The 24,804-nt window shown below is 57.0% G+C and carries 28 protein-coding genes and 4 pseudogenes; 13 read left to right on the top strand and 19 right to left on the bottom strand.

The annotated features are described in order from the left end of the window. Nucleotides 1-4: 4 nt before the first annotated feature. The 3 genes from JCM13995_RS04395 to JCM13995_RS04385 all read right to left on the bottom strand — a co-directional run bounded on the left by JCM13995_RS04395 (nucleotide 5) and on the right by JCM13995_RS04385 (nucleotide 1,952). Nucleotides 5-523: a GNAT family N-acetyltransferase gene (locus JCM13995_RS04395; protein WP_054662907.1), complete on the bottom strand. Its 519-nt coding sequence runs from the start codon at nucleotides 521-523 to the stop codon at nucleotides 5-7. 125 nt (nucleotides 524-648) lie between these two features. After that, entirely contained in the window at nucleotides 649-969 is a 321-nt protein-coding gene (locus JCM13995_RS04390; protein WP_054662904.1) for a hypothetical protein, read from the bottom strand. An 83-nt stretch (nucleotides 970-1,052) separates the two neighbouring features. Then, a complete protein-coding gene (locus JCM13995_RS04385; protein WP_054662901.1) occupies nucleotides 1,053-1,952 on the bottom strand; it encodes a proline iminopeptidase-family hydrolase in 900 nt (299 codons plus the stop codon). Between the two features lie 128 nt (nucleotides 1,953-2,080). On the opposite strand from JCM13995_RS04385, the pseudogene JCM13995_RS04380 reads away from it, so the two are divergent. Then, nucleotides 2,081-4,428 (top strand): annotated as a pseudogene (locus JCM13995_RS04380) (cation-translocating P-type ATPase). Nucleotides 4,429-4,476: 48 nt separating this feature from the next. Here the strand turns inward: JCM13995_RS04380 and JCM13995_RS14880 are convergent. The 3 genes from JCM13995_RS14880 to JCM13995_RS04365 form a co-directional block, all read right to left on the bottom strand. Beyond that, nucleotides 4,477-4,926 (bottom strand): universal stress protein, encoded by a 450-nt coding sequence (locus JCM13995_RS14880; protein WP_054662898.1) that lies wholly within the window; start codon nucleotides 4,924-4,926, stop codon nucleotides 4,477-4,479. A 136-nt stretch (nucleotides 4,927-5,062) separates the two neighbouring features. After that, complete coding sequence (locus tag JCM13995_RS04370) at nucleotides 5,063-5,410, bottom strand: hypothetical protein (RefSeq protein WP_054662895.1); 348 nt, start codon at nucleotides 5,408-5,410, stop codon at nucleotides 5,063-5,065. 100 nt (nucleotides 5,411-5,510) lie between these two features. Next, nucleotides 5,511-6,005, bottom strand: a complete 495-nt coding sequence (locus JCM13995_RS04365) for a flavodoxin domain-containing protein (RefSeq protein WP_054662892.1) — start codon at nucleotides 6,003-6,005, stop codon at nucleotides 5,511-5,513. A 139-nt stretch (nucleotides 6,006-6,144) separates the two neighbouring features. Between JCM13995_RS04365 and JCM13995_RS04360 the strand changes: the two genes are divergently transcribed. Further along, complete coding sequence (locus tag JCM13995_RS04360) at nucleotides 6,145-6,645, top strand: thiol peroxidase (RefSeq protein WP_054662889.1); 501 nt, start codon at nucleotides 6,145-6,147, stop codon at nucleotides 6,643-6,645. Between the two features lie 1,060 nt (nucleotides 6,646-7,705). Here the strand turns inward: JCM13995_RS04360 and JCM13995_RS16725 are convergent. The 4 genes from JCM13995_RS16725 to JCM13995_RS04340 all read right to left on the bottom strand — a co-directional run bounded on the left by JCM13995_RS16725 (nucleotide 7,706) and on the right by JCM13995_RS04340 (nucleotide 11,170). After that, nucleotides 7,706-8,176 carry a metallophosphoesterase family protein gene (locus tag JCM13995_RS16725; RefSeq protein WP_162230905.1) on the bottom strand — a complete coding sequence of 157 codons (471 nt, stop codon included), beginning with the start codon at nucleotides 8,174-8,176 and terminating at the stop codon, nucleotides 7,706-7,708. Beyond that, nucleotides 8,173-8,301, bottom strand: a complete 129-nt coding sequence (locus JCM13995_RS16720) for a hypothetical protein (RefSeq protein WP_263849560.1) — start codon at nucleotides 8,299-8,301, stop codon at nucleotides 8,173-8,175. The genes JCM13995_RS16725 and JCM13995_RS16720 overlap by 4 nt, the downstream gene beginning before the upstream one ends. Before the next feature lie 221 nt (nucleotides 8,302-8,522). Next, nucleotides 8,523-9,509, bottom strand: coding sequence for an AEC family transporter (locus JCM13995_RS04345; RefSeq protein WP_054662881.1), 987 nt, complete (start codon nucleotides 9,507-9,509; stop codon nucleotides 8,523-8,525). A 2-nt stretch (nucleotides 9,510-9,511) separates the two neighbouring features. Next, nucleotides 9,512-11,170 carry a malolactic enzyme gene (locus JCM13995_RS04340; RefSeq protein ID WP_054662878.1) on the bottom strand — a complete coding sequence of 553 codons (1,659 nt, stop codon included), beginning with the start codon at nucleotides 11,168-11,170 and terminating at the stop codon, nucleotides 9,512-9,514. A 266-nt stretch (nucleotides 11,171-11,436) separates the two neighbouring features. On the opposite strand from JCM13995_RS04340, the gene JCM13995_RS15680 reads away from it, so the two are divergent. The 3 genes and pseudogenes from JCM13995_RS15680 to JCM13995_RS04330 all read left to right on the top strand — a co-directional run bounded on the left by JCM13995_RS15680 (nucleotide 11,437) and on the right by JCM13995_RS04330 (nucleotide 13,689). Continuing rightward, nucleotides 11,437-11,772, top strand: coding sequence for a LysR family transcriptional regulator (locus JCM13995_RS15680; RefSeq protein WP_225350711.1), 336 nt, complete (start codon nucleotides 11,437-11,439; stop codon nucleotides 11,770-11,772). Further along, nucleotides 11,772-12,319: pseudogene (locus JCM13995_RS15675) on the top strand (LysR substrate-binding domain-containing protein). The gene JCM13995_RS15680 and the pseudogene JCM13995_RS15675 overlap by 1 nt, the downstream one beginning before the upstream one ends. Then, nucleotides 12,319-13,689: a class II fumarate hydratase gene (locus JCM13995_RS04330; RefSeq protein ID WP_054662875.1), complete on the top strand. Its 1,371-nt coding sequence runs from the start codon at nucleotides 12,319-12,321 to the stop codon at nucleotides 13,687-13,689. Before JCM13995_RS15675 ends, JCM13995_RS04330 begins: the two are co-directional and overlap by 1 nt. Here the strand turns inward: JCM13995_RS04330 and JCM13995_RS04325 are convergent. Genes JCM13995_RS04325 through JCM13995_RS04315 form a run of 3 tightly spaced genes read right to left on the bottom strand, consistent with a single transcriptional unit; the run spans nucleotide 13,680 to nucleotide 15,551 of the window. Then, nucleotides 13,680-14,621 (bottom strand): magnesium transporter CorA family protein, encoded by a 942-nt coding sequence (locus tag JCM13995_RS04325; protein WP_054662872.1) that lies wholly within the window; start codon nucleotides 14,619-14,621, stop codon nucleotides 13,680-13,682. The two genes, JCM13995_RS04330 and JCM13995_RS04325, sit on opposite strands and share 10 nt — an antisense overlap. Before the next feature lie 58 nt (nucleotides 14,622-14,679). Beyond that, nucleotides 14,680-15,030, bottom strand: a complete 351-nt coding sequence (locus JCM13995_RS16710; protein WP_156314315.1) for a CorA family divalent cation transporter — start codon at nucleotides 15,028-15,030, stop codon at nucleotides 14,680-14,682. Then, the gene (locus tag JCM13995_RS04315; protein ID WP_082397712.1) at nucleotides 14,916-15,551 is read right to left on the bottom strand and encodes a CorA family divalent cation transporter; all 636 of its coding nucleotides are present in this window, start codon (nucleotides 15,549-15,551) and stop codon (nucleotides 14,916-14,918) included. Before JCM13995_RS04315 ends, JCM13995_RS16710 begins: the two co-directional genes overlap by 115 nt. A 187-nt stretch (nucleotides 15,552-15,738) precedes the next feature. Here JCM13995_RS04315 and JCM13995_RS04310 point away from each other — a divergent pair, with 187 nt between their 5' ends. The 4 genes and pseudogenes from JCM13995_RS04310 to JCM13995_RS04295 all read left to right on the top strand — a co-directional run bounded on the left by JCM13995_RS04310 (nucleotide 15,739) and on the right by JCM13995_RS04295 (nucleotide 18,131). Further along, nucleotides 15,739-16,095 carry a DUF488 domain-containing protein gene (locus tag JCM13995_RS04310; RefSeq protein WP_054662864.1) on the top strand — a complete coding sequence of 119 codons (357 nt, stop codon included), beginning with the start codon at nucleotides 15,739-15,741 and terminating at the stop codon, nucleotides 16,093-16,095. After that, the gene (locus tag JCM13995_RS04305) at nucleotides 16,095-16,637 is read left to right on the top strand and encodes a 5-formyltetrahydrofolate cyclo-ligase (RefSeq protein ID WP_054662861.1); all 543 of its coding nucleotides are present in this window, start codon (nucleotides 16,095-16,097) and stop codon (nucleotides 16,635-16,637) included. Before JCM13995_RS04310 ends, JCM13995_RS04305 begins: the two co-directional genes overlap by 1 nt. 63 nt (nucleotides 16,638-16,700) lie before the next feature. Further along, a pseudogene (locus JCM13995_RS04300) lies at nucleotides 16,701-17,646 on the top strand (AEC family transporter). Nucleotides 17,647-17,891: 245 nt separating this feature from the next. After that, a complete protein-coding gene (locus JCM13995_RS04295) occupies nucleotides 17,892-18,131 on the top strand; it encodes a hypothetical protein (protein ID WP_054662858.1) in 240 nt (79 codons plus the stop codon). A 47-nt stretch (nucleotides 18,132-18,178) separates the two neighbouring features. Here the strand turns inward: JCM13995_RS04295 and lexA are convergent, their stop codons facing one another. Both lexA and JCM13995_RS04285 read right to left on the bottom strand, forming a co-directional pair. Continuing rightward, complete coding sequence (gene lexA / locus JCM13995_RS04290; RefSeq protein WP_054662855.1) at nucleotides 18,179-18,805, bottom strand: transcriptional repressor LexA; 627 nt, start codon at nucleotides 18,803-18,805, stop codon at nucleotides 18,179-18,181. A 122-nt stretch (nucleotides 18,806-18,927) separates the two neighbouring features. Continuing rightward, nucleotides 18,928-19,119 (bottom strand): hypothetical protein, encoded by a 192-nt coding sequence (locus JCM13995_RS04285; RefSeq protein ID WP_054662852.1) that lies wholly within the window; start codon nucleotides 19,117-19,119, stop codon nucleotides 18,928-18,930. A 220-nt stretch (nucleotides 19,120-19,339) separates the two neighbouring features. On the opposite strand from JCM13995_RS04285, the gene JCM13995_RS04280 reads away from it, so the two are divergent. After that, a complete protein-coding gene (locus JCM13995_RS04280) occupies nucleotides 19,340-20,518 on the top strand; it encodes an AI-2E family transporter (protein WP_054662849.1) in 1,179 nt (392 codons plus the stop codon). 78 nt (nucleotides 20,519-20,596) lie between these two features. Next, entirely contained in the window at nucleotides 20,597-20,986 is a 390-nt protein-coding gene (locus JCM13995_RS04275; protein WP_225350710.1) for a hypothetical protein, read from the top strand. Between the two features lie 67 nt (nucleotides 20,987-21,053). Here JCM13995_RS04275 and JCM13995_RS04270 read toward each other — a convergent pair whose 3' ends face one another. After that, nucleotides 21,054-21,488, bottom strand: a complete 435-nt coding sequence (locus JCM13995_RS04270; protein ID WP_054662846.1) for a hypothetical protein — start codon at nucleotides 21,486-21,488, stop codon at nucleotides 21,054-21,056. 144 nt (nucleotides 21,489-21,632) lie between these two features. On the opposite strand from JCM13995_RS04270, the gene JCM13995_RS04265 reads away from it, so the two are divergent. Beyond that, nucleotides 21,633-22,598, top strand: coding sequence for a zinc-binding alcohol dehydrogenase family protein (locus JCM13995_RS04265; RefSeq protein ID WP_054662843.1), 966 nt, complete (start codon nucleotides 21,633-21,635; stop codon nucleotides 22,596-22,598). 44 nt (nucleotides 22,599-22,642) lie between these two features. Here JCM13995_RS04265 and JCM13995_RS04260 read toward each other — a convergent pair whose 3' ends face one another. The 3 genes and pseudogenes from JCM13995_RS04260 to JCM13995_RS04250 form a co-directional block, all read right to left on the bottom strand. Then, nucleotides 22,643-22,936 (bottom strand): hypothetical protein, encoded by a 294-nt coding sequence (locus tag JCM13995_RS04260; RefSeq protein WP_054662840.1) that lies wholly within the window; start codon nucleotides 22,934-22,936, stop codon nucleotides 22,643-22,645. Nucleotides 22,937-22,953: 17 nt separating this feature from the next. Then, nucleotides 22,954-23,382, bottom strand: coding sequence for a GNAT family N-acetyltransferase (locus JCM13995_RS04255; RefSeq protein ID WP_054662837.1), 429 nt, complete (start codon nucleotides 23,380-23,382; stop codon nucleotides 22,954-22,956). 78 nt (nucleotides 23,383-23,460) lie between these two features. Then, nucleotides 23,461-23,815: pseudogene (locus JCM13995_RS04250) on the bottom strand (iron-sulfur cluster biosynthesis family protein). A 522-nt stretch (nucleotides 23,816-24,337) separates the two neighbouring features. Between JCM13995_RS04250 and JCM13995_RS04245 the strand changes: the two are divergent. Continuing rightward, the gene (locus JCM13995_RS04245) at nucleotides 24,338-24,784 is read left to right on the top strand and encodes a LytTR family DNA-binding domain-containing protein (protein WP_054662834.1); all 447 of its coding nucleotides are present in this window, start codon (nucleotides 24,338-24,340) and stop codon (nucleotides 24,782-24,784) included. The last annotated feature ends 20 nt before the right edge of the window (nucleotides 24,785-24,804 follow it).

Here is a 24,804-nt window from a genome sequence, read left to right as displayed (position 1 = left end):
CTTATTACGGCAGTAGTAGCTGGTAAGCGTTGCGCTCCGGCACGGGTTCGTCCAAGTACACGACGCCGCGGTAAGTAAACCCGTTGCCTAAAATGACGTGCTGCATGATCTGGTTCTGCGCGTGCGTGTCAATGCGCAGGTCGCGGAACCCCCTGCCGTAAGCCTCGGTGATGAGATTCGACATGAAGAACTTGCTGAGGTGCTGACCGCGAATCTTGGCCGAAACAGCGAAGCGGTGGATCATCATGTACGGTGCATTGCCCTGCCAACCGGCGCCATCAATTTTGCCGTAGAACGGGTCGGGTCCTTCCAGCAGGCTGGCATTGCCGGCCACTAAGTCATCGACCATTAGCAGCCGGTTGGTCCCCTTTTGAATGTCGGCTTCGACCGCGGGCTGGTCCGGGTACGTGCCCTGCCACTGGTTGATGTGCTGGGCATGCAGGAATGCCCGCGCGTCATCGATGATCCCCATGATTGCCGGAATATCTGCCTCTGTGCCTTTACGTACGTAAATAGTTGCCATACTGTGCCTCCGCCCAAAAATTGTAATAGTAGATTTATTGTCGCGCAAATCCGCCCACTTGGCAATTTAACTGCGCGCAGGCACCAAAAAAGCCGCTTGCAAGCGCAAAGACGGCTTTATCAGGCTTATTCAGTTGGCAGTTCGTGATGCGCCATCAGTTTCATCGGTGGCTTGGGACCGTGGTGCCGGCCGCAGTGTGGGCCGTGGTGCGGCATCATCGCGCGCAGCTTAGCCTGCTTGGTCCGTTCTTTTTCGGCCTTCAGCTTCTGGTGGGCCAAGATCACTTGGGTGGTGCCAATGATCATCAGTGCGATCGGCACCACGTGAATGACAGCCAGCGGGACCACCAGATCAGGATTTTCTTTGATCGTGTTATCAAACGTGTGCAACGGTTCTGACGCGGTATCTGCAAGTTTGTTCACAAGTGCCTTGGTGTCCTTGAACATGTGCATCGCCTCCTGAGTCCATCATACCAATCTCGCCGCTAAATGTAACCGCTAACGCCTGACTATTTTAACAGTCATGCCGCCTAGCGATTTTGCGCCGCCAGCCACTCACCCAGGTGCTGGAAGTAATCCACCGGGTTGTCGAGCATCTGGCCGTGGCCAGCATTCGGGGTGATGTGCAGCGTTGCGTGCGGAATGGCTTTTTGCATGCGCTGAGCCGCCGCCAGCGGCATGGTTTCGTGGCCGCCAAACGTCAAGTACGTCGGCACCGTGATCTTACCGATATCCGCACGCCGGTCCCAATCCTTCAGTGCGCCCACCATAACGAACTCATTGTCGCCCTGGAAGTAGTTGTACACTGCTGTGGCCATGGTCGAAATCAGATGGCGCGGCTGCGGGTCGGCGGCATGATGCAGGTAATGCTCGCCCAACTCGGCGACCAGCTGCTGGTACTTCGGATCGTCAAAAGCATGATCAGCTTCGATGTGCTTCATGTAAGCCACCTGGGCCGGCGAAAACATTTTCTCGCGAATGGCGTTAATGTGATCAATGTACTCGGCCAAGTTGTCGATCATCGAGCTGAGGATCAACCCCTTCAGGTGGGCACCGTACTTCAGGGCGTACTCGATGGCGAGCACCCCGCCCCAGCTTTGGCCGAGCAGGTAAAAGTGATCCAGCCCCAGCTGCTTGCGGACTTCCTCGACCTCATCCACGTAATAAGGAATGTTCAAGAATTTTTCCCGAACGGCCGGGTCGGTCCAGTCGGGCTGATCCGAGTACCAAGAACCCAGCTGATCGTAGCGCGTGACTTGCACGCCATACGGGGCCAGGCGCTCGGCGAAGTTTTCAAACACTTCGTTCGTGCCACCCGGGCCGCCGTGCAGCGTCATCAGCTGAATCTCGCCTTGGCCGCGCGTCTGCGTCCACAGGTGGTAGCCGTTCGCCAACGTCACAAAATGGGTCCCGTTTGGTGCTGTTTTCATTGATCATCAACTCCTCTGCAATCAATTATGCACCTTTTTGCGCGCGATAAAAATCTCTTAAGCAAGGGTAATTCACCGTCGACTTGGCCCCAATTCGGTAAAATAGAGAAAAGGAAGGAAGTGGCTCAATGGCTTTTGAACCCACGCCCTTAACCGGGCTGACCAGCCAGCAAGTGAAAGAAAAAAAATCGCGGCCGGCGAGCACAACACCAAGCCGGTCAGTTTGACCCGCTCCCCCAGCGCCATCATCAAGCGCAACACGCTGACCCTGTTCAACTTCGTCAACCTGGCCCTTGGGGTGCTGATTGCCACGACGGGCAGCTACGCCAACTTGCTGTTTCTGTTCGTTGCCATCATCAACACCGCCATTGGGACCTTCCAGGAACTGCGCGCGAAGCGGCAACTCGATAAAATGACGATCCTGGCCGAAACCCCGGCCCAGGTCATGCGCGAGGGCCAATTAGTTGCCATCCCGCAGGAAAAGCTTGTGCTGGGTGATTTGATCCAGCTGCACCGCGGCGACCAAATTCCCGTCGACGGCAAGGTCCGACAAACCGCCGGCGTCGAGGTCGACGAAAGCCCCTTGACCGGCGAAGCCAACGCCATCGATAAGCGCACGGGCGATGCCCTGCTGTCAGGCAGCTTCATCGTGGCCGGGCAAGTGCTGATGCAGGCCACTGCGGTTGGCCAAGCCACGTTCGCCGCCAAAATTACGGATTCGGCCAAGACCGCGCGGCATCCCCAGAGCCAGCTGCTCGCCACCATCAACCGCATCATTCAAATCCTGACTTACGTGCTGATCCCACTGGGCGCGGTCTACTTCACCGTCGCCATGATCCGCCGCGGCAATTACAACCGGGCCATCCTGTCCACCGCGGCCGCGATGATCGGCATGATTCCCGAGGGCCTAGTGCTGCTGACCAATGTCGCGCTGGCGGTTTCATCCATGAACTTGGGCCGCAAGCGCGTGCTCGTCAGCGCGCTGCCAGCAATCGAGGCGCTGGCCCGCGTCGATGTGCTTTGCCTAGACAAAACCGGCACGATCACGTCTGGCCAGCTCCGCGTCGCCGGCGTCTATCCCGAAGCGGGTGAAACCGAGGACACCGTCAGTGCCGCGGCCTCGGCGGTGACTTACGCGCTAAACGATGACAACGAAACGGCGCTGGCCATCAAACAGGCGTGGCCGCAAGCCCCGAGTGTGACCACTGTCAGCACCGTTCCCTTCTCCTCTTCACGCAAGTGGTCCGGGGCCACGTTTGCGGACGGGCACAGCCTGCTGATGGGCGCACCCGAATTTATCTTCGGTGCCAGCCTGCCTGAAGCCAGTCGGCGCCGAATTGAAAAAGCCACGCAGGCCGGTTTTCGGGTCCTGGCGGTTGCGGCAACCGACCAAGGCCTTCAGCCGCCTCTGCAACAGGTGCGCCTGCTGGGCTTTATCACCATTGCCGACGAGGTCCGTCCCGCTGCGGCCGAGACCCTCGCATTCTTCGGCACCCAGGACGTGACCCTGAAAGTCATCTCCGGTGATAACCCGCTGACCGTCGCCAACGTGGCACAGCAAGCAGCGCTGCCGCACGCAGACCGCGCCATCGATATGAGCACTGTCCCTGACGACACGGATTTTACCTCCCTTGCCGAGCAGTACACCGTTTTTGGCCGCGTAACGCCGCCGCAGAAAAAGCAGCTGATCGCCGCGCTGCAGCAAGACGGCCACACTGTCGCGATGACCGGCGATGGCGTCAACGACGTGCCGGCCTTGCGCCAGTCTGACTGCGCGATTGCGATGGCCAGCGGCGCTGAGGCCGCCAAGTCGATTGCGGACTTCACCTTGCTGGACTCAAACTTCGATGCCATGACCGGTGTGCTCAACGAAGGCCGCCGCGTCATCAACAACATTGAGCGGGTGGCCTCGATGTACCTGATCAAAACGATTTTCTCGGTGATTCTCACGGCAATTTTCGTCTTTTTACCGCTGGATTACCCAATCACGCCAATCAACCTGACCCCGGTGTCGGCGATCTGCGTGGCGCTTCCGTCGTTCTTCCTCACCCTGGAGCCAAACTTCACGCGGGTCACCGGCCACTTCCTGCAAAAGGTGATGACCGTAGCTGCCCCGGCCGCACTGGCAGTCGTCCTGTACACGCTGCTGCTGACACGCTTTGAGTACGTGTTTAACTGGTCGTTTGGCCTGACCTCCACATTGGTGGTGTTCATGATCGGCGTCATTGAGTACCACGTGGTGCTGCTGGTCGCGCGGCCGTTCAACCGGTACAAAGCGGCCATGGTGCTGCTCGTCGCGGGGCTGTTCTTCCTGACCTTCTTCGCGGCCAACCACCTCTTCGCTTTAGCGAACCTGTGGGACTGGTCACGGGCCATATTTTACCTGCCGCTTTTGGCCTCCAGCTTACCGGTATACATGCTGCTTCAGGAATTTCTGGGACGGCGCATCTTGTCCAGAATCAACTGGCGCTTCTAGCGTGCAAAAGGCCATCGCAAGAAAAATTGCGATGGCCTTTTGAGTTATCTAAGCGTTGGGGTTGGCGACGATCAGCACATCACACGGCGCGTTTTCAGTGACGAAGCTGGCCACCGATCCAATGAACATGCGCGAGGTCAGCCGCTTACTGGAGCGGCCGAGGATGATGAGACTGCTGGCATAATCTTTGGGCGCATCAAGCGCGACCACGGTGCGCGGATTGCCAAAGCGCAGGTGCGTGCGCACTTCGATGCCCCGCGCTCGCAGCGGCTTGGCCTGCTCTTCCAGCTCGATTTCCGCCCGCGTTTCGGCGTTGTACAAAATCGTGCCGTCCACGTCAGGCTGCTGAGAAAAGCCGACCTGGTAGCTGCGCGTGTCGATCACATACAGCAGGTCGATGCTGGCGTCGGCCACGTCGGTGATTGCCACCGCCTTTTCCAGCGCCGCGACGCCGGCGGCAGAACCATCAAACGCCACTAAGATCCGGTCTTTTGTCATCTGGACCACTCCCTTCCCCTTATTTGTACCATATCCAGGCGAACTGGCGGGAACAATAGGGGCCGGCGTCACATTATTTTTTGACCGAGCTAAAAAGGCCGTCACCTGCAGTTCCAGGTAACAGCCTTCAGCCAGTTTAATAGTACCGGCTGTGGTTAAAGAAATTGAGCTTAGCGACCACGGTGTTCTCGTCGCTGTATGGTTGTGGGACCACGAACAGCCCCAAGGCGTCGAGGTGCTTATGCACATTGTTGGTCACCGCAATTTCAAGCTCGGCCGGATCCAACTGCGGCGCGGTTTTAGCCGCAATGGCCATCAACTCATCTAAGTCGATGATAATGGTGTCGACAAAATGGTCGCTCAACTGCGTGTAAACCGCCGCGACCTGAGCGTCTACGTAGTCCGTGACAGCCTTGAACAAATCGGCGTTTTTTGCCTTCAAGTTGTAGTAGCGGGTCACCAGCTGGTTGTTATCGATTGTCATAGTTACCTCCGGGTTTCGTTTGGCTTTAGTGTACCAAATTTTCCAGCCACCTGCCGGCCGCTTCCGGAGTGCCCACACAGCAAAACTTTTTTTGCCAGCGCTAAATTGCCCCGCTGGCCTCCAGCCTGGCCACCTCGTCAAGCAGCGGCCGCACCGCCCCAACGCCGCCAGCCGGGGGCTTTTCCTTGAGCTTGCGTTTTTGCGAGTAGTACGGCAGCTTGATGCGCAGCGGCATGGTGTCGGGGTTCATTTCGCCGTCAAAGTAAAACAGCTGCGGCTGCGTGTGACAGCTGCGAAATGTGTGCTGGCGCAACTGCTGCAGATCAATTTGGGTCGGCGGCAGAAGGCCCGTGCCAAAAACGATCAGCTGATGCGGCAGCGCCAACTGATACTGCTGGTAGAAAGGCCGAAAGCCGGCCACGCCGCCGCGCTTGGTGGCGTGCGCGCCGTAAATCACCAGCCGCGTGTGGATCAGGTCATCCGGGGTGACAAACGCGACATCAAGCACTTCACAGTGCAGCACCCGCGCGATCCACAGCGCGTATCCCTGTGTGAAGCCGGTCTGCGACGAATAGACAATAACTGTTTGGCCCATGATGTCCCCCTCCTTATCAGATTACCCACTGGTACACGATAATTGTAGCAAGACGCCCCGTCTGTCGGCCACTCGCAGGGCCTGCCAAACTGAAGTGGATATGCTACACTGGGGGTAGATTGCAAAAGGAGGCTACATCATGCAAATCACTCGTCATGGCGAAGCACAAGAGACAAACGGCCAGCCACCATTGATTGGACACGTACTGCCACAGTTCAACGTGACCACTGCCGCTGAGACGCCGTTTGACCAGTCCCACCTCAAGGGCCGCTACAGCCTGATTTCGGTGGTGCCAGACATTGACACGCGCGTCTGCAGCATTTCCACCAAAAACTTTAACCAGGCCGCCGACCGGTTCGACGGTATTAACTTCTACACCATTTCCACCAACACCACTGCCCAACAAAACGACTGGTGCGCCAACGAAGGCGTGAAGAATATGCACCTGCTTTCAGATGTGGACGGCAGTTTCGGCAAAGCGATGGGCCTGTATGTGGCGACCAATAACACGGACGCCCGCAGTGTCTGGATCACCGATCCCGAGGGCAAAGTCGTTTACCGTGAGCTGATTTTAGAACAAACCAATGAACCTGATTACGATAGCGCGCTGGCCTACCTTGAGACCCACGCAAAACACTGATCTCTGCTAAAAAAATGAGGCTGAGACACAAAGCGGTTTTAGCCCAAAACGCAGGCGTCCCTGCATCACGATTCGCACTTCGAATCGAGATGCAGGGGCGTTTGCGTGTCTGGGCGTTGCTTTGTGGAACGCGACTAGGCTAATTTTGTCTAAGCCTGATTTTTTTACGGTGCTTTCAACGCATTTAGCTGCGCCACCATGCTGTCGACGGCTGGCTGAGTCGCCGCCCGGTCCTTCAGCAGGTAACGTGCCTGGGCCAGTAGCAACCGGCTGGCTGCATCGGCCCCCTGTCCGTGTGCGGCGATGGCTGCCTCGAGGCCCGTGCGGTCAATTCGAGGAAAAACGCCTACTAACAGGCGCTGCGCCTCGTCCACCAGCGCAGCCAGCTGCGCGTCGCTGAACCTGATCATTTGCGGGGTCACCTCCGCCAGCCGCGCCTGGACAAACTGCCGGGTCAACCGGGCCTCCACCGAGGCCTCAGCGGCCTGACCATGCGTCAGGTTTTCGCTCAGCCGCCCCAGCGTCTCAGTTGCGTCGTCACGCCGGGCAAAGTACGCGTGGTAAGGCTTGAGATCTAACGGAGGGCAGAGTGGCCGCCGCGGCCGGGCATTGCCAATCAGTTCGGCCACCTGAGCCTGCACCGACGGGCCAAACAACTGCTGTGCCGGCGCGTCCGGCGTGGCATCGGTGCGCGGATCGTCAAAAGTGGCGGTCGCATAACTGCGGTGCAGCAGCTGCAAAGCCCGGACCCCAGCGGCCGCGTCCTGCTTGGCAATACTTGGCAGCGCCGCCGCAAGCGTCGTTGTTTTCAGGCTCAAATCGTACTGCGGCAGCGGCCGGTTGATGGCCAGATCCCACGCCGCAAACTTCATTGTTCGCGCGGTAAACGTGCAGTAATACGCCAGTCCGGCCCCATCATACCCGTTTTCACTCAGCGCAAACGCAGGCAGGTCGATGCACGTGCCAAAATCGCGCGGGATGGCCTCCGCCACGCCAAACCCATTGTGGATGTGACCGGACAAAATGAAGGTGTTCGGATGCCGACGCAGCACGTCTTTGATCACGGCATCCTGAATGCCAAAGCCACCGCCAAAATTACTGCGCCAGTGCGTGTCCCGCAGCGCCTGGTGGACCAGCACCAGGTTTTTCTGGCCGCCGTCCTCGCCGGCCTGTAGTTCGTCGTCGAGCCAGGCCACCTGCTGGGCAGAGATGTAGCGCCATCCTTAAGACCCTTTTCGGAGTTCATCACAATGAAGTGGTAATCGCCCAGGTCCACCGTAAAGTATGGCTGCCAAGGCTTGGCCCCTGGCACGCGACTCAAATAGTGCGCCTGATACTCTGGCATGGTGACCTGCCGAAAGTATTCGGGGTCACTTTCCTGGTCGTTGTCGTAATCCAGCTGATGCGGGCCGCGGACATCATGGTTGCCCAGGCAGACGATCAGCTGATCGGCAGGGACGCGCTCCAGCGAGGACCACGCGTCCTGGAACTGCGCCGGGTCTCCCCAATCGGTCACATCACCGGCGATCACCAAGGCCGCATTGGATCAAGGCGGTGCATGTTGACCAGCGCGTGATGAAAGGCCGCGGTGGTGTGGCGCGTGCTGCCCAAGTGCAAATCAGCGAGGATAAAAAGGTGCAGACTGCCCAGATCCATTGACGAAGCGCTCCTTTCGCTCATGTCCAGCCAGGGGTAACGAGGCTGGCAATTTGTCGACGAATTGTCGACCGTTCGCATAAGTTTGTTAATTTCTAGGGTACACCCATGCTCAGAATTATGAAAGCCTATTCAAGACGCAGGCCTTTTCTACCGCATCAAAACGACGCAATCGGGTAGCCGATTGCGTCGTTCGGTAACTATTTAAATGTGATCACCAATTACATGCCTTGAATCAACAGCATGATGATTGGCACCACAATAACGAATAGCACTGTGGATAAGGTTACCACGTTGGTCGCGTACTCGACATCACCGTGGCCTTCAGTGGCGAGAATCGGCAGCACAGCAAGGCCAGGGGCAGAAGCCTGAACGATCAGCGTCTTGGCTTCAAGACTCGGCACCTGGAAGCCGGCCTTAAGCCCAATCGTGATCAGCGCGAAGATCAAAAGCGGTGCGACCACGAAACGACCGAGCAAAGCGACCACGGAATCGCGGTCAAACTTGATGGTCTTGAAACCGGCCTTGGCCAGAATGATCCCGATGTAAATCAGAGACAGTGGGGTTACCAGACTACCGACATACGTCATCGCGTTAACCACAAAGCTGAGCCAGCCGACGTGAACGAACGGAATGTTGAACAGCAGGAAAACCAGTGCGACCAGGAACCCAACCAGTGGGGCTGGCAGGAGCTTTTTCCAGTTGAAGCTGGCCTTCGTGCCGATTTCACCGGCGACCTTGGTCGGGTCATCCCAGCTCATCAAAAACGCCCCCAGCGTCCAGGTGGACACGGTGTTGACCACGTAGTACATCAGGAAGTACGCGGTCGCCTTGTCACCGAACAGCGCCATGTTAAGCGGCAGGCCAATGAAGATGGTGTTAGCGTTGACGAACATGTTGATGAACGTCCCGCGCCGCCCCGGGCGTACTTTAAGCAGCTTGACCAGAATGAAGGCGACAATGTAGCCCAGCGCCACTGCGCCGAAGCCGTAAACCAGCCCGGAAGACAGGCTGATCAGCTTGCTGCGGGTCAGCCGCTGCAGGACCTGGATGAAGATGGACGCTGGCAGCGCCACCTTCATCAACAGGTTAGAGATCGTTTGACCGAACTTTTCATCAAACCAGCCGTTGTGCTGGAGAATGTAGCCTAGCGCGATCATCAAAACAATGGTTAAAACACTTTCGATACTCGTGTATAAGGCAGTCACAATTAGTCCTCCACTTCTACATCGGTGAGGTCGCGGTATTCAGGGGACCACTGCATGTCAGCGACCGCCTGTTTAACGTCAGCGATCGGTTCTTCGTTCAGGCCATCCTTGACGGCCTGAGTCGCCACCGCAATCGCGACCGTCTTGCTGAACTGATCCAGCTTGGAGACTGGCGGCAGCACGGCAGCGCCGGCCTTGTCAGGGTCAACCAGACCACCCAGGCTGTGGGCAGCGGCAGAGATCATCGCGTCAGACAGCAATTTGCTGGTTGCGGCAATCGTACCCAGGCCCAGTCCTGGATAAACCAGGGCGTTGTTGGCTTGGCCGATGGCGTAAGTCACGCCGTTGTAGTCAACGTCAGCGGCCGGAATGCCAGTCGCAACCAACGCGCGCCCCTCGGTCCACTTGATCAGGTCTGCCGCTTTCGCCTCCGCCAGCTTGGTCGGATTGGACAGTGGGAAGATGATCGGGCGTTCAGTGTGCGCTGCCATTTCGGCGACGATCGGCTGCGTGAAGCTCCCAGGTTGCGTCGAGGTGCCAACCAGGACTGTTGGGTGCACGGCCTTAACGGCAGCTTCCAGAGACGTCAGCTCAGCCGCGTTTTTGAACTCACTACGGCTGCGCGCAAACGGCTTTTGCGCCGGGGTCAGCGTGTCGTCATCGTCAAAGAGCAGGCCCTGCTTGTCGACCAGGTAGAAGTGCTTCTTGGCTTCGGCCGGATCCATGCCCTGCTGCAGGAACTCGTCGTACACGCGCTGGGTGATGCCGGCGCCGGCAGTCCCGGCCCCAAAGCTCATGTACACCTGGTCGGTCAGCTTTTGCTTGGAGATGTTCATGGCCCCAAACAACCCGGCCAGCACGATGATCCCTGTGCCTTGGATGTCGTCGTTGAAAGTCGTGATCTTGTCCTTGTACTGATTGAGGATGTCAGCTGCGTTGGCGCGGCCGAAGTCCTCAAAGTGCAGGTACAGGTGTGGGAACAGCTTCTCGGCCGTCGCCACGAACTTGTCAACGAAGGCGTGATACTTTTCGCCGTAGATGCGGTCGTGACGCACCCCAAGGTACAGGTCATCTTCCAGCAGTTCCTTGCGCGTGGTGCCGGCGTCTAAAACGACAGGTAGGACCTGACTCGGGTCGATGCCAGCGGCGCCGGTGTACACCATCAGCTTGCCGACCGCAATGTCGACGCCCTGCGTGCCCCAATCGCCGATGCCGAGGATGCCTTCCCCGTCGGTGACCACAATCAGTCGAATGTCACGACCGTTGGCACTGCGGCGCAAAGCCGCTTCCATGTCATCCTGCGCGTCAATGCTCAGGTAAGTCGCGTTTTGCGGCTCGATGAACAGTGCGGAGTAGTTTTCGATGAAATCGGCAATGGTTGGATCGTAAACAATCGGCATGAATTCAACAATGTGCTCAGAGAACAGTTTGTAAAACAGCACATGGTTCACATTGAACAGCTGCATCAAGAACTGACGCTTGGCGACCGGGGTCGGCTTACTTTCCAACTGGGCGTAAGCTTGAGTCACCTGCTGATCCAGCGTCTGGATGGCGCTTGGCAACAGGCCATTCAGCCCATACTTAGCGCGCTCTTCGGCGGTGAAAGCCGTGCCCTTGTTTAAAAATGGATCGTGAAGCAATTGTTCTGGTGTGTATTTCATGTCGTGTTCCTCCTATTTGATTACAGGAGTCACTTTACGCGGCTAACAAAAATATAGTCAAACAGCCCAAGAGCCATACGAGTTGATTATATGACCGCTATTCACCGGTGCCGATGCCTGCTCACTTGATACGCCGCGCCGTTCGGCCGAAAACTTTTTCGTCTATTTTCTGCTGAGGGCGTCGACAACCAGCTTTCATCGCCTTTTCATTTTGCCAACCCCTTTTTGTGTTAATCTTTCGTTATATGAGAAAAGGAGCGCTGAGCATGAACACACGCGATCTGGAATACTTTGAGGCCCTGACCAAGATCAAGAACTTCTCCCAAGTGGCCGCCGAGTTTGGCGTGACCCAGCCGACCATCACGATGGCCCTGAAACGACTTGAGACCCACTTCGGGATCCAGCTGATCGACCGAGACCAAAGCCACGCTCGCATCACCGTCACCCCGGCCGGCGAAAAGCTGGCTGGCCATGTCCAGGTGATCACCGCGGAGCTGACCGCCGCCGAGGCCGAGCTCGCCCGGGCGCGCAGCGGTAAGATCCGCTTTGGCCTGCCGCCGATCATCGGTAACTACTATTTTCCTACGCTGCACCGGCGCTGATGCAGGCCGGCCTCATCGATCAGCTGCAAACCGTGGAGGACGGCTCGCAAAATCTCCTGGCGGACCTGCGCGGCGGCCACCTCGACGGCGCCTTGCTGGGGTCCACCGGGCCGCTCAACGCGCCGGCCTTGAAGGTGCAACCGCTGCGGCGCGTCCCTTTCACGTTAGTGGTGTCGCCGGACCACCCGTTAGCAATTAAAAAGCAGCTCAGTTTTGCCGAACTGGCGGCGGAGCCTTTTGTCACCCTGGCCGAAGGGTTTGTGCACACGAAAGCCTTCGAGTGGTTTACCCACAATGCCGGCATTCAGCCAGCGTGGTTTACCGCACCCAAGACGTGGCGCTGCTCAAGCACATGGTACAGGCTAAGGTCGGCGTGGCGCTGCTGGCTCAAATCGCGGTGCAGCCCGCCGACCACTTAGTGACTATTCCGCTGACCGATCCGGGCCAGCCCACGTTTGACATTGCGCTGGTCACCAGCCGCACCCTGCAGCACACGCCTGCGACTGACCAGCTGGCACAATTATTATTGGAAGAAGGAGAACAGTAATGCGGATTGAAAAAGATGCTTTGGGCGCAGTGGAAATTCCCGATGACGTGGCGTGGGGCCCGCAAACCGAGCGCTCTCGCCACAACTTTCCCACCGGCCCGTTAATGCCGGCCGAGGTGATTCGGGCCTTGCTGACGATTAAGGCGGCGGCTGCGACTGTCAATATGAATCATGGTCTCGACAAACCGGTCGGCCGGGCCATCATCACCGCTGCGGACCACCTGCAGGCCCTGCCAGATGACCAGCTAATGGCCGATTTTCCGCTGCACGTCTACCAAACCGGCAGCGGTACGCAAACCAATATGAACGTCAACGAAGTGCTCACGCACCTCGCCAGCTCGGCGTTAGGCCGCCCAGTCCTGCCAAACGATGACGTCAACCGCGGGCAAAGTTCGAATGACACGTTTCCCACCGCACTGCACATGGCCGCCTACCCGGCCGTGACCAAGGTCTGCCAATCCGCCGAAGCCATGATCGCGACGCTGAAGGAAAAAGAGACGGCCTATGCCAATGTCGTCAAACTAGGCCGCACGCACCTGCAAGACGCCACTCCGCTCACCTTCGGGCAGGAAGTCTCCGGCTGGCGCGCGACCCTTGAAGGGGATGTGGCCACCTTGCGCCAGTTGCAGCCGCAGCTCTTGACGCTGGCGCTGGGTGGCACCGCCGTGGGCACCGGCCTGAACACGACCTCGCAGCAAACCGCAGCGATGGTCGCGCAAATTGCCAAGCTGACCGGTCTGCCGTTCAAGGAAATGCCCAACAAGTTTCACGGGCTGGCCTTTCACAGCGAGCTGACGGCCATTCACGGGGCCTTGAAGACGCTTGCGGCGGACTTGATGAAAATCGCCAATGACATCCGCTTCCTAGCATCCGGCCCCCGTGGTGGGTACGGCGAGCTGACCATCCCCGCCAACGAGCCCGGCAGTTCGATCATGCCAGGCAAGGTCAACCCCACGCAGGCCGAGGCCCTCACGATGATCGCCACTCGGGTCATGGGCAACGACACGACGATTGCCGTCGCCGAAAGCCAGGGCAACTTTGAACTCAACGTGTACAAGCCGGTGATTGGCGCCACCGTGCTGGAAAGCTGCACGCTACTGGCCGGGGGCATCACCCAGCTTGACCGGCTGCTGCTGCAAGGGCTCACCGTAAATCAGGGGCGGATGCGCGACCTGGTCGACCGCTCGCTGATGCTGGTCACGGCGCTTTCGCCGCACATTGGCTACGCGCAGGCGGCGAAGCTTGCTCAGACGGCACAAAAAAACGGCCAGTCCCTGCGCGAGGCAGCAATTGCCTCAGGCGCGGTGACGGCCGAACAGTATGACGCATGGGTCGATCCGCTGAAAATGACCAACCAAGCTCAAAAGTAATCCTTGCAATGCAGCCACCAGGCGACGGCCGCACTGATCCCCAGAGCAATCGCCAACGTCAGCCAGAAGCCGACCACCGGCCCATCTTTCCAAGGAATCCACGTCTTTTGCCCAAAGATACCGGAAACGATGGGCGGAATCGCCAGCAGGATCGACACGGACGTCAGCATTTTCATGATCAGGTTCAAGTTGTTGCCAACCACAGACGAAATTGCGCTGTTGTATTGATCCAGGATCTCCTCGGTGCTTTCGACCGTGGTCAGGATCTGCCTGACTTTCACGTCCAGCAGGAACAGCACCCGGGCGTCACTCGCTGCTTGAAAGTAGCAATCGCTGCCGCGAATATCTGCTACCAGCGATTGGGTGCGCGTTAGGGCCGCGTTGAAATAAACGAGGCCTTTTTCTAGACTCATGACTTCATAAATCAACGTGTTTTTAGCTGAGTTTTTGACCTGTTTTTCCATTGCGTGGGTGCTGTCTGCCATGTCGTCAATATCCTTGGTGAAGCAGTCCAGCACCCGATCAACGATGCGCAAGGCGAAGCTGTCGGCGCTTTCAACTTGGTCTAACGCCTGCAGATAGTCATCCATGAGCCGCGGCTTAGCGCGACTGATGGTGACCAGCTCATCCTCCAGCAAGATCAAGGCTAGGGGCATGGTCGCGTACGTCCGGTAGCCAGTGTCACCCTCGTAAGCAAAAGGTTCGCGCACCAAAATGAACCCGGGGGCCTCAGCCCCCTGGCTCAAGGCCTCACTGCGCGCATCCTCGTGATCGTCAAGCGCGGCCTCAACGTAGCCGTCTGGCAACTGGTACCGGTCTTTGAGGGTCTGCAGCTCGCCTTCGGTGGGGTCAAAAATGCAGTGCCAGCACGCGCCGCTGGTTTCCTGGGCGCTGGTGGTTTGTGATTGCTTGATCGCGTAGTCTTTTTGCATGGTGCACCTCCACCTTTAATTGTAGAGAGGTGCGGCCACCCAATGCACGTCAGGCGCTTTAGAAGAAATCCTTCTTGTGCAGCCAGTACCCGGCCGCCACGCACAACACAATGGTGGCCACGATCAAGGTCCAAAAGCCCCAGATGCTTTGCTGCCACGGTACTCGGGTGTTCATCCCCCAAAGGCTGCCAACGATGCTGGGGATGGTCATGATAATCGACACCGAAGTCAGCATCTTCATGATCAGATTGAGGTTGTTCGACACCACTGAGGAAACCGTGGAATTATACTGATCTAGGATCGCTGAGTTGGCCTCTGCCAGCGTTTTCGCCTGGTGAGCGGTGCGCTCAGCGATTGCCAGCTTACGCCGATGCGCCGGGTCAACCGAGAAATAGGCTGATTCTTGCAGCTGGGCCCAAATGCCCTGAGAGTCCGTGATTGCAGAGGTGAAAAGTACGAGACTTTTTTTTCAACTGCCATAATTTCGTAAAGCAGCGTGTTGTGCGAGGCCTTACCGACCCGAACTTCCATACTCTGGGTCTGCGCGGCGAGCTGGTCGGTGTCGTTCAGAAACTGGTCGAAAACTAGATTGACCACCATCAGTGAATAGACGATTGGATCGGCTGTCCCGGTGCTGGCCTGCAAGCAGCGATTATGAATCGTCAGCTTTCGCGGACTGACCGTGGTCACCAAATCATCCTGAATAATGATGGCCAGGGGACTGGTGCCGTATGTGCGCTCCCCGTTTTTGCTGATGGTTTGGTATGGGCACCGCACCAAAATCAGCCCTGCACCGCTTTTATCGTCCATCCCTTCCACCCGCGGGTTCTCGTGCGGATTGAACACCGGCGTCATGTAGTCGATGGGGATATGGTACTTGGCCGCCAGGTCGTGGCATTCTTCCTGGCTCGCTCCTGGACAGACAGCCACTGCGGAGCGGTGGTTGCGGCCGCCTGGTTACCCTTCACGCCAAGTGCAGTTAGTAGATGCATCTCGTGCCTCCTTGAGCTTTATGGTTTCAAGTTTATCACTTCAAGGCCGTGCCAACTGGCTTGACCCGCGCTCGGAATAGGCCTTTAATTTGGTTATTGGTAGTTTTCAGAAAGGAGTCTTTACGATGGAGTTCATTCCCGTTAGGATTTACGCGCACGAGCAACCTGAGGGTTACCGACTGCTGGTCGATCGCGTTTGGCCGCGCGGCGTCAGCAAGGTCAACGCTCGCCTTGACGACTGGGCGAAACAAATCGCCCCGTCCACTGAGCTGCGCAAGTGGTACGCCCACGACCCGGCCAAAGCCGAGGAGTTCAACCGGCGCTACATTACCGAACTCGACAGCAATCCGGCCACCCCGGCTTTCCTGCAAAAAATTCGGAGTCTGGACGCTGATAAAGTGTTGTTACTTTTCGGTGCCAAGGATGAGGACGACAACAATGCCACCGTCTTGGCAGACTACCTAAAGGAGAAAATCGGCTAGTGCAAACCAAACCCGAATTCCGCAAGGCGCAGCTTAAACGGCTGACCGCCGCAGCCCCTATCACCAAACAGGAAAGCGCTGGCCTGATTCAGCAGCTGCTGGCACTGCCGCAGTGGCAGGCGTCGCGCACGATTGCCACCACCGTCAGCGGGCCGATGGAAGTTGATACCACCGGCATTATTCAAGCCGCGCAGGAAGCTGGCAAAACCGTGCTGCTGCCGCGCGTGATGCCGCATCGCCAAATGGCCTTTTTGAAGGACCCTGGCGCAGCCCACCGGATCACCAGCAAGTTCGGCATTCCCGAGCCGCCTTACGAGGCGACAAACGTCAATCAGCGCCCCGACCTGGTGGTCGTCCCGGGGATCGCATTTGTGCCGGCAACCGGCGCGCGCATCGGCTTCGGCGCCGGCTACTACGATCGCTTCTTGGCGCAGTACCCAGGCGCCACTGTGACGCTGGTGCCCAGTGCGATGAACTTCGCCGCGCCGGCGTGGCCTGTTGAGCCGTTTGATGTGCTGATCCAGACTCTGCTGACAGTTTAGCCGGCAGCGGCCTCGCAAAATTTCAGCGGTAATCCTTTTTGCCGCATGTTAGGAGTAATTTTTTTGACTGCTTTTCTCTCAAGTTTAGGCGGGGTCGCTGAAATCCTGATCCTGGTCGCGATTGGCTACGGGCTGACCGCCATTGGTTGGTTCGATGATCACTCCAGCCGGGTGATCGCTAAGGTCGTCACCCAGGTGGCGCTGCCCGCATACATGATCGACACCATCTGCTCCCGCTTTTCGGCGCACGAACTCGCCACGCTGCTTCCCGACCTCCGCTTTCCGGTGCTGTCGATGGCGCTGCTGTTTGCCTTGTCCTTCGTGGTGGCCCGCGTTATTCGCGTCAACCCGAAGCGGCGCGGCCTGTTTAAATCCATGTTTTTCAATTCAAACACCGTGTTCATCGGGCTGCCAGTAAACCTGGCGCTGTTTGGGCCCAAGAGCCTGCCGTACGTGCTGGTGTACTACATGGCCAACACGACGATTTTTTTGGACCGTCGGCGTGTACCTGATCCAGCGCGATGGTCCGCAGGCGGCCCACTTTGACCTCAAGCAGACCCTCGGCAAAATCTTCTCCCCGCCGCTGCTCGGGTTCATGCTCGGCGTGGTGCTCGTCCTGCTCCACGTCCAGCTGCCCAGCTTTCTCATGGCGACGCTGGGCTACGTCGGGGATCTGACCATTCCGGGGTCCATGTTCTTCATCGGCATCGCCATGTACCAAGCCGGCATCAAGAACATCCGCTTCGACCGGGAGATGCTTGGTGTCTTCTCCGGTCGCTTCGTCTTTGCGCCACTCATTATGTACGCCCTGGTCGTCGCCGCCCCGGTCCCACTGCTGATGAAGCAAGTCTTCATCCTGCAGTCCTGTATGCCGGTCATGACGAACGCGCCAGTGGTGGCCAAGCTGTACGGCGCAGACTCGAAAAATGCCGCGATCACCGTTTCAGCCACCACAATGTTTGCCATCATTGTGATCCCAATTGTGATGACGCTTGTGCAACACCTGTGAGGTAGCCATGTTGAAAAAGCTCATGCTTAGCACCACCCTGCTACTGCTCTTGGCTGGGTGCAGCGGTCAAAAAAAAGGCCTCATCGGCCAGCACCAGCAGCGCCGTTAAGGTCAGCAAGAAAGCCGTCCCCCAAAAGCGCCCTAACACCAATGCGGGCATCGATGATCTGATCGGCCATTACTGGATCAATACCACTGATTCCAACCAGGTCCTGCAGATCACAGCCTCGACGGATGGTTACTTTGTGGACGTACAGCGCTACTCAACAGCTCAGGCCGGCTACGTGACGACTGATGCCGGCGTGTTTGCGGCCCGCCTGGCGCTCGGCAAGCACACCTATACGTTCACCGGCCGTGCGCAGCCCAACTCACCGACTGGCACCTGGGAGTTTCAAAAACTCAGCGCCACGACTATCAGGCAACTCCCAACCGGGCCCGAATTTCAGCGCGTTAAGCACGACGACCTTAGTACCATCAAGCATTAACAAAGCGGCGCAACCAGAAGACTGGTCGCGCCGCTTTGGCGTTTAACCTATTTCACTTCGCTGCGGTAAAGCCCCACCACGATGCCAAGGATCGAGACGTCGTCGAAGTACATGTCCGACATGGAATCATTTTCAGGGTGCAACCGCACGCCGCCGTTTTCGCGGTAAAAGCGCTTGACTGTGGCCTCATCGTCCTGCGTCATCGCGACGACAATCTGACCGTTCTCAGCAGTTTCCTGCTTCTTGATGATCAGCTTATCCCCATCCAGAATGCCGATCTTGATCATGGACGAACCTGACACTTCGAGGATGAAGAGATCATCCGCAATGTACTCCAGGTCATCCGGAATTGGGAAGTACCCGTCGATATTTTCAATTGCGGTGATCGGCACCCCGGCGGCAACCGTGCCGACAATGGGAATGCCTTCCTCGGCGATGCCGATGTATGACAGCCCCGCCTTGGTGAGCATCAGTGTGCGCGGCTTGGCCGGGTCCTTGGCAATATAGCCTTCCGCCAGGAGTCGATCAAGGTACGCCGCCACCGTGGAACTGGAACTCAGCCCCACGCTCTTACCGATTTCCCGCACTGTCGGCGGAAACCCGTTTGTTTGAATCGAATCATGAATGGTGTGTAGGATCTGCTTCCAACGTTTCTGACTTGCTTGGGATGGCATGGCCGTCCGCCTCCGCTCTCTAGTTTTCTTTATCATACCAGTGGGAACGCTTGTTTGCAAGTAAAAGCACTGCTCGCCGGGCCCAAACAAAAAGACTGCCTCAGCAGTCTCTTGGATGATGATTAGAATCGGTGCATGAGGTCCAGCCGGTGCAGCTGCCGGCGATCGCACTTATTGCGCTGCATCAGGTAGACGCCGCCGAACACCATGTCGACCACGATCAGTCCAATGCCGAAGACGGTATTGATGACCAACAGGACGACGGTCACTGCGACCAACACCCGCAGTGTCCACTTCAAGATTGTCATGCCCATTGTGCGCCCCCTCTCTTCGTTTTGATGGTTTTAATTATACCCAATTCTCGTTTTTTTGTAAAGGTTCTGTATATAGTTCGTTTACAAACGACCCGATTAGGTCGGCATTCCTGGTTGATGGCCTTTACAATTCACAAACAAATCAGCCTTGCGCCGGATTCGCTTTCACCCCGTGGATTAGGTATCATAGAGGGAGTAGACAAATTAAAGGGGTGCGCGCATGCAAACAAAACGCTCACAATTTTACCAGCGGTTTTTGAACAACAAGTTTGCCGTGATCCTAGTTGACCTGGTGCTTGGCCTGCTGGCGATTTTTATCTTCACGAAAATTGCGTGGGTGTTCCAGCCGGTGCTGAGTTTTCTCAGCATTGTCGCCCCACCCTTCATTCTTGCTGGCATTCTCTTCTACATGCTGAACCCTGTCGTCAACTGGCTGCAGCACCACGGGTTAAAGCGACTCCTCGCCATCGCCTTGGTGTTCCTGCTCCTGATTGGCCTGATTGTTCTGGCCATCACCCGGGTGGTGCCACCGATTGAAAGCCAGTTGCGCAGTTTTATCAATGCCACCCCGACTTACTGGGACGACCTCGTCAAATGGGTCACCGCGCTAAACAACCAGCAGAATATTTTTAGCGACAAGCAGCTCAGCCAATTCGCCACCGAGATTCAGACCTGGGTGTCCAAGCGCGGCTCAACGATTCTGTCAGGGACCCTGTCGTCGCTGTCATCGATCATCTCCACGGTCGGCACCGTGGTGGTCACCGTGGCAACCGCGCCGATCATCCTGTTCTTCATGCTCAAAGACGGCAACAAGTTCACGCCGATGGTGCTGCATCTAATTCCCACCAAGCAGCGCAAGAGTTTTGGCGACATGCTGCACGAAATGAACGTCAAGGTCGGCTCGTACGTGCAAGGACAGCTCACTGTCGCCATCGCCGTCGGGATCATCTTCATGGTCGGCTACTCGATTATCGGGTTGCGCTACGGCCTGATTTTCGGGATGCTGGCAGCGCCGTTAAACCTGATCCCGTACTTCGGTTCCGCACTCGCGATGGTGCCCGCACTGATCATGGGGGCGATCCAGGGACCAAAGATGTTCATCGCCGTGATCGTCGTCTTCTTCATCGAGTGGTTACTCGAGACACAATTGATCTCACCATTTGTCATGGGGAGTAAACTAGAGATGCACCCAATCACGATTGTCGTGGTCCTGCTGACCGCAGGCTCCATGTTCGGCCTGATTGGGGTGATCTTGGGGATTCCGGGCTTTGCAGTGATCAAAATCATCGTGGTACGCTTGTTCAAGTGGTACCAGCAGGTCTCCGGGCTTTACCCAAGTGATGTTTCAAATGATAACCTGCAACCGACACCGCAGGAGAAAGTAGATAATCTAAAATGAACGCTTTTCTAATTATTCTTGATGCCGCATTGATTTGCCTCGGCGGTTATTACCTTTTTTTGGCAAAGTAAAATCGACGTGCGCGGCGCATACTCGACCTTCCAACTGGTGATGGCGGTCTTCTTTGGCTTCTGGTTCGTCAGCACCGGTGTCGGCAACATGTATTACGTCGTGTTCATGGCCGCCTTCTTGACCCTGACCGTGATGACCGGCAGCACCGGCCTGACCCCGACGCGCTTGATCAATGTGGGCCTGTTCTCGCGGGTCATTCCCTACACACGGCTCGTCGGGGTGACCCTGACGCCGCTGCAGCTGCCAAACGGCCAGTCGATGGTCGTCGCCGTGTTCGGGCTGTCTGCTCGCCGCTTCGTGCGGCTAACGTTCCGCAGCGATTTGCAATCGCTGATTAGCATTCTGCGCCCGCGCGTGCCGCAAAACATTGAGATCCGCATCCAGCAGGTCCAGTAACCCAAGTTCGATTACTGAAAAACCGCCTGGCATCTGCCAGACGGTTTTTGCGTGGACCAAAGCGCGCTTACTTGCTCTTGCTTTGATCATGTTCCTCTTCACCAAAGTAATCCGGGGGCATTGGCCCGCGGTCAGCAGCCCGATTCGGCTTGCGCAGCGCAAACAAGCCGGCCAGTGCGGCAATCACCAGCACCACCGCCACAATGACCTGCCACATCACCACAAGGCCGATCAGGTACACGTATAGCAGGGCCACGATGGCCAACCCCAACCCCAGGTCGACGAAGAATCTGCCCCACCGCGTGTGGGTCGCGGAATCAAAGTACGCTAACAGGCCGACGAGAATCACCGTGCCGAAGCCAAAGCTCAGTGCAGCGGTCATGGCCACCGGCGTTTGCGGTTGAGTCACGTACCAGGCAAACCAGCTGAACAAGCAGCCAAACACAAATAAGAGCAAGTTAATCCAGAGCTGGGTGCGGGACCCTTTACGATTGCTGCGCATAGGCGGCCTTCTTTCGCAAGTTTCATCAATTATTGATCAAAAACGGCTACAATAAATATAGCACAATCGAAGGGAGTCGTATTCTATGTTCGAAAACCTTGCTTTGCCGCGTATGACGGGGTCGCCCTGGATGATGCCGCCAGCTTGGTCCCCATCGACCTGAAGCGCCCCAACCCCGGCACTGACGATGTTGTGGTTCAGGTCCAAGCCATCGCGCTGAATCCAGTTGACGAAAAGCAGCGCGCGGCGCTGAACCAGCAGCAGGCCCCACGGATCCTGGGTTACGATGCGTGCGGTGTGATCACCGCCGTTGGCAGTGGCGTCTCCCGGTTTAAGCCCGGCGAGCGCGTCATGTACGCTGGTACCACCAAGCGGCCTGGCAGCTTTGAGCAATACCAGGCCGTGGCCGCTGAGCTGATCGCTCAAGCGCCTGCAAACCTGACGGCAGGTGACGCTGCGGCCCTGCCCCTAGTTGGACTGACCGCATGGGAACTGTTGTTTGAAAAGATGAACTTTGTCCCGGCAGCCCAGGCGAACAAAGGTAAAACGCTGCTGATCATTAACGGCGCAGGCGGCGTTGGCTCTATGCTCAGTCAACTCGCCCACTGGACAGGCATGACGGTGCTGGCCACCGCTAGCACCCGGCATTTCGACTGGCTTGCCCGCCACGGCGTCGATGTGCCCCTAAACTATCATGAGGACCTCATCGCTGCCGTTCACGCCGCCGGCTATCCGGTTGTCGACGCCGTGGCCATCTTGTACGCGACTGAGCCCTACCTGGACCTAGCCGCCCAGCTGGTCGCCCCGTTCGGCCACGTGGGCGCGGTCGCAACGCCGCAGGGGCCGCTCGACGTGACCGCACTGAAACCAAAGGGCGCCAGCCTTGACTTCGAGTTCATGTTTGCCAAAAGCGACTTCCACCATGACATGGCCAGCCAAGGCCACATCCTCTCACAACTGGCCACACTGGCCGCTGTCGGCTTGATCGACCCCAGTGTCACGACGCGGTTTGACAAGATCAATGCGGCCAACATTAAGACCGGCCTAAGAACGTTGATGGCAGGCCATCAAGCCGGCAAAATTGTGCTAGATGGCCCGTTTGAGGCCTAACGAAAAGCAGCGTGAAGAATGAATCTTCACGCTGCTTTTGCTGATCACTTGGCAAAGCCCAGCGCCTTTTGCAACACCGCCTTCGCCTCCGCCTCGGAAAAGCGCTCCGGATCGTAAATAATCGAACCGGGACCCATGTAATAGTGGAACAGTTTCAATTCGCCGCGCGGCGTCAGCGTGCGCAGCCGCAGCTCGTCGTTGACCTGCTCCAGGTACTCGTGACACCACTGCTCGTCCATCATGGTTGGCTCGTCGCGCTCGGTAATATACCCCTGCTCAAGCAGCAGGTTCGCCCCTTCGGCCTTTTGCTCTCTCGTGACGTTTTCTGTCGGTTCCATGTCTGCCTCCCTGACGTTTAGCGCCGGTTAAAACTTCGGCTCAAGCAGTTTGCGTGGCCGCACAAAGGTGGCCACCTTCGTATCACTGCCGCGCTGGAAGCCGGCGTGTTCGTAAAATGCCGCCATGGTTCATTGGTCGTGACGATTACGATGCGGTCGACCTGCTTGAAGTACTCGTCAAATTGGTCCAGCAGCTCGGTGCCGATGCCTTGATGCTGGTACTCGGGCAGCACAATCAGATCCTGCACAAACACAATGGTATGCATGTCCGAAACGCCGCGGATCACGCCGACCAGCTTGTCGCCATCGCGCGCCGTGAGCAGCGTCGAGTTGGCGATGCCCCGCGCCGTTTCCGCTGGGTCGTTCAGGTAATGCGTCATGTGAACCGCGCCATACAGCGCTTTGATTTCATGGATCGTCAATGCCGATTCAAACGTGTAATTCAAAATTTAACCTCCCGAATTCAGTTGCCAGGTTAAATTTTAACCCAAGCGGCACTTAATTCAAGAGAAAGAAGCCTCAACCTATTTCTTTTCAGTAAAATCCAAGAACCCCATGTCGCTGTCGATGACGCCGCCATCCCCGCTGAGCTGCATGGTGTTCAACGTCTTGTTCAGGTGAACGGTCAGGTGTTCATCCAGGTCTTCAGCCGAGTAGTCCTTGATCAGGATCGGTCCCAGGTTCGAGTCGACCACGACGTTATACCGTCAGTGGGGGCAGTTTGGGCCACCACATTCAGCGTGAATTGGATCATCATGTGAATCATGGCATGCTGGGAGTACTGGCCGACCCCATCCTCAAACGTTAATAGTAATTTCTTATCTGGTCCCAAGTGCGGCTGGATTTTGCCACCGCCGCGTCGTCAAAAGTTAGCTCCATTTGATTCACCTCCACCCTCAGCCTAAGCTCTGATTTTAAAAAGGGCAATTAATTGCGCTTGCCCCAGCAAATTTTTTTTGATTAGGGTCGTGAACGTCACAATTTCTTCACATTATGGGATTAGATTAACCAGTATAGAGATGAGCCACCCACTCATTTCCATACCCATACCCAACTTTTTCATTTTTACTCCTCCAAAGTAAAAATCGCGAAACGGCCGCCCAGCCGTTTCGCCAATCCTTACTCCTTGGCCATCACCCACCCAGTGATGGCCTTTTTTGCGCAGTCTCTTAGCGCTTTAGCGCTTAGAGACTGCCACTCGACGCCAGACCGCAACGCGGTCTGGCTAGAGAGCGCACTAAAACACAGCCCCGCTTAGAGCACCAATATTCTCAGAAACCTTTGATTCCTTTCCGCGTGCCTAACCAGTCACGCGGTTTTTTTGACCGGATACGTACAAGGTATTTCACTCAGCGAATTTTAATGGTCTAATAATGAAGTACCAAGCGAGGAGGTGGGGCAATGAAAATCAAAATTGAAACTGATCCGGACCTGAAGGAACCGGAACTGGTCATTCGGGCCAAAGATCAGGAGGCGGCTGCCGCGGTGAAAAACGCGCTGGCCGCACCCACTGCCCCCACCCTGCCAGTGTTCCAAGACACGCTTGAACGTTTCCTGCCGCTGCCGACGATTCTGTTCATTGAAACGCAGGACCGCACGCTTCAGGTCCACACTAAGGACGACATTTTCACCAGCAAGCAAAAGCTGTACGAGCTGGCCGAGTCGCTGCCTGGCAGTTTCATGCAGGTGGCCAAGTCGGTGATCATCAACTTAAACCAAGTTTCAGCAATCAACCGTTCGCTATCAGATTGCCTAGTGGAGTTTCAAAACAGTCATAAACAGGTCTACGCATCGCGGCGCTATTACAAAGCGCTAGTCGACCGCTTAAACGAAATGAGGGGTTTGTAATGGAAACCAAACAAGTTAAA

The sequence above is a fragment of the Lacticaseibacillus camelliae DSM 22697 = JCM 13995 genome (assembly GCF_001311195.1).
Classification (GTDB): Bacteria; Bacillota; Bacilli; order Lactobacillales; family Lactobacillaceae; genus Lacticaseibacillus; species Lacticaseibacillus camelliae.
This window is presented reverse-complemented; position numbering and strand designations above follow the sequence as displayed.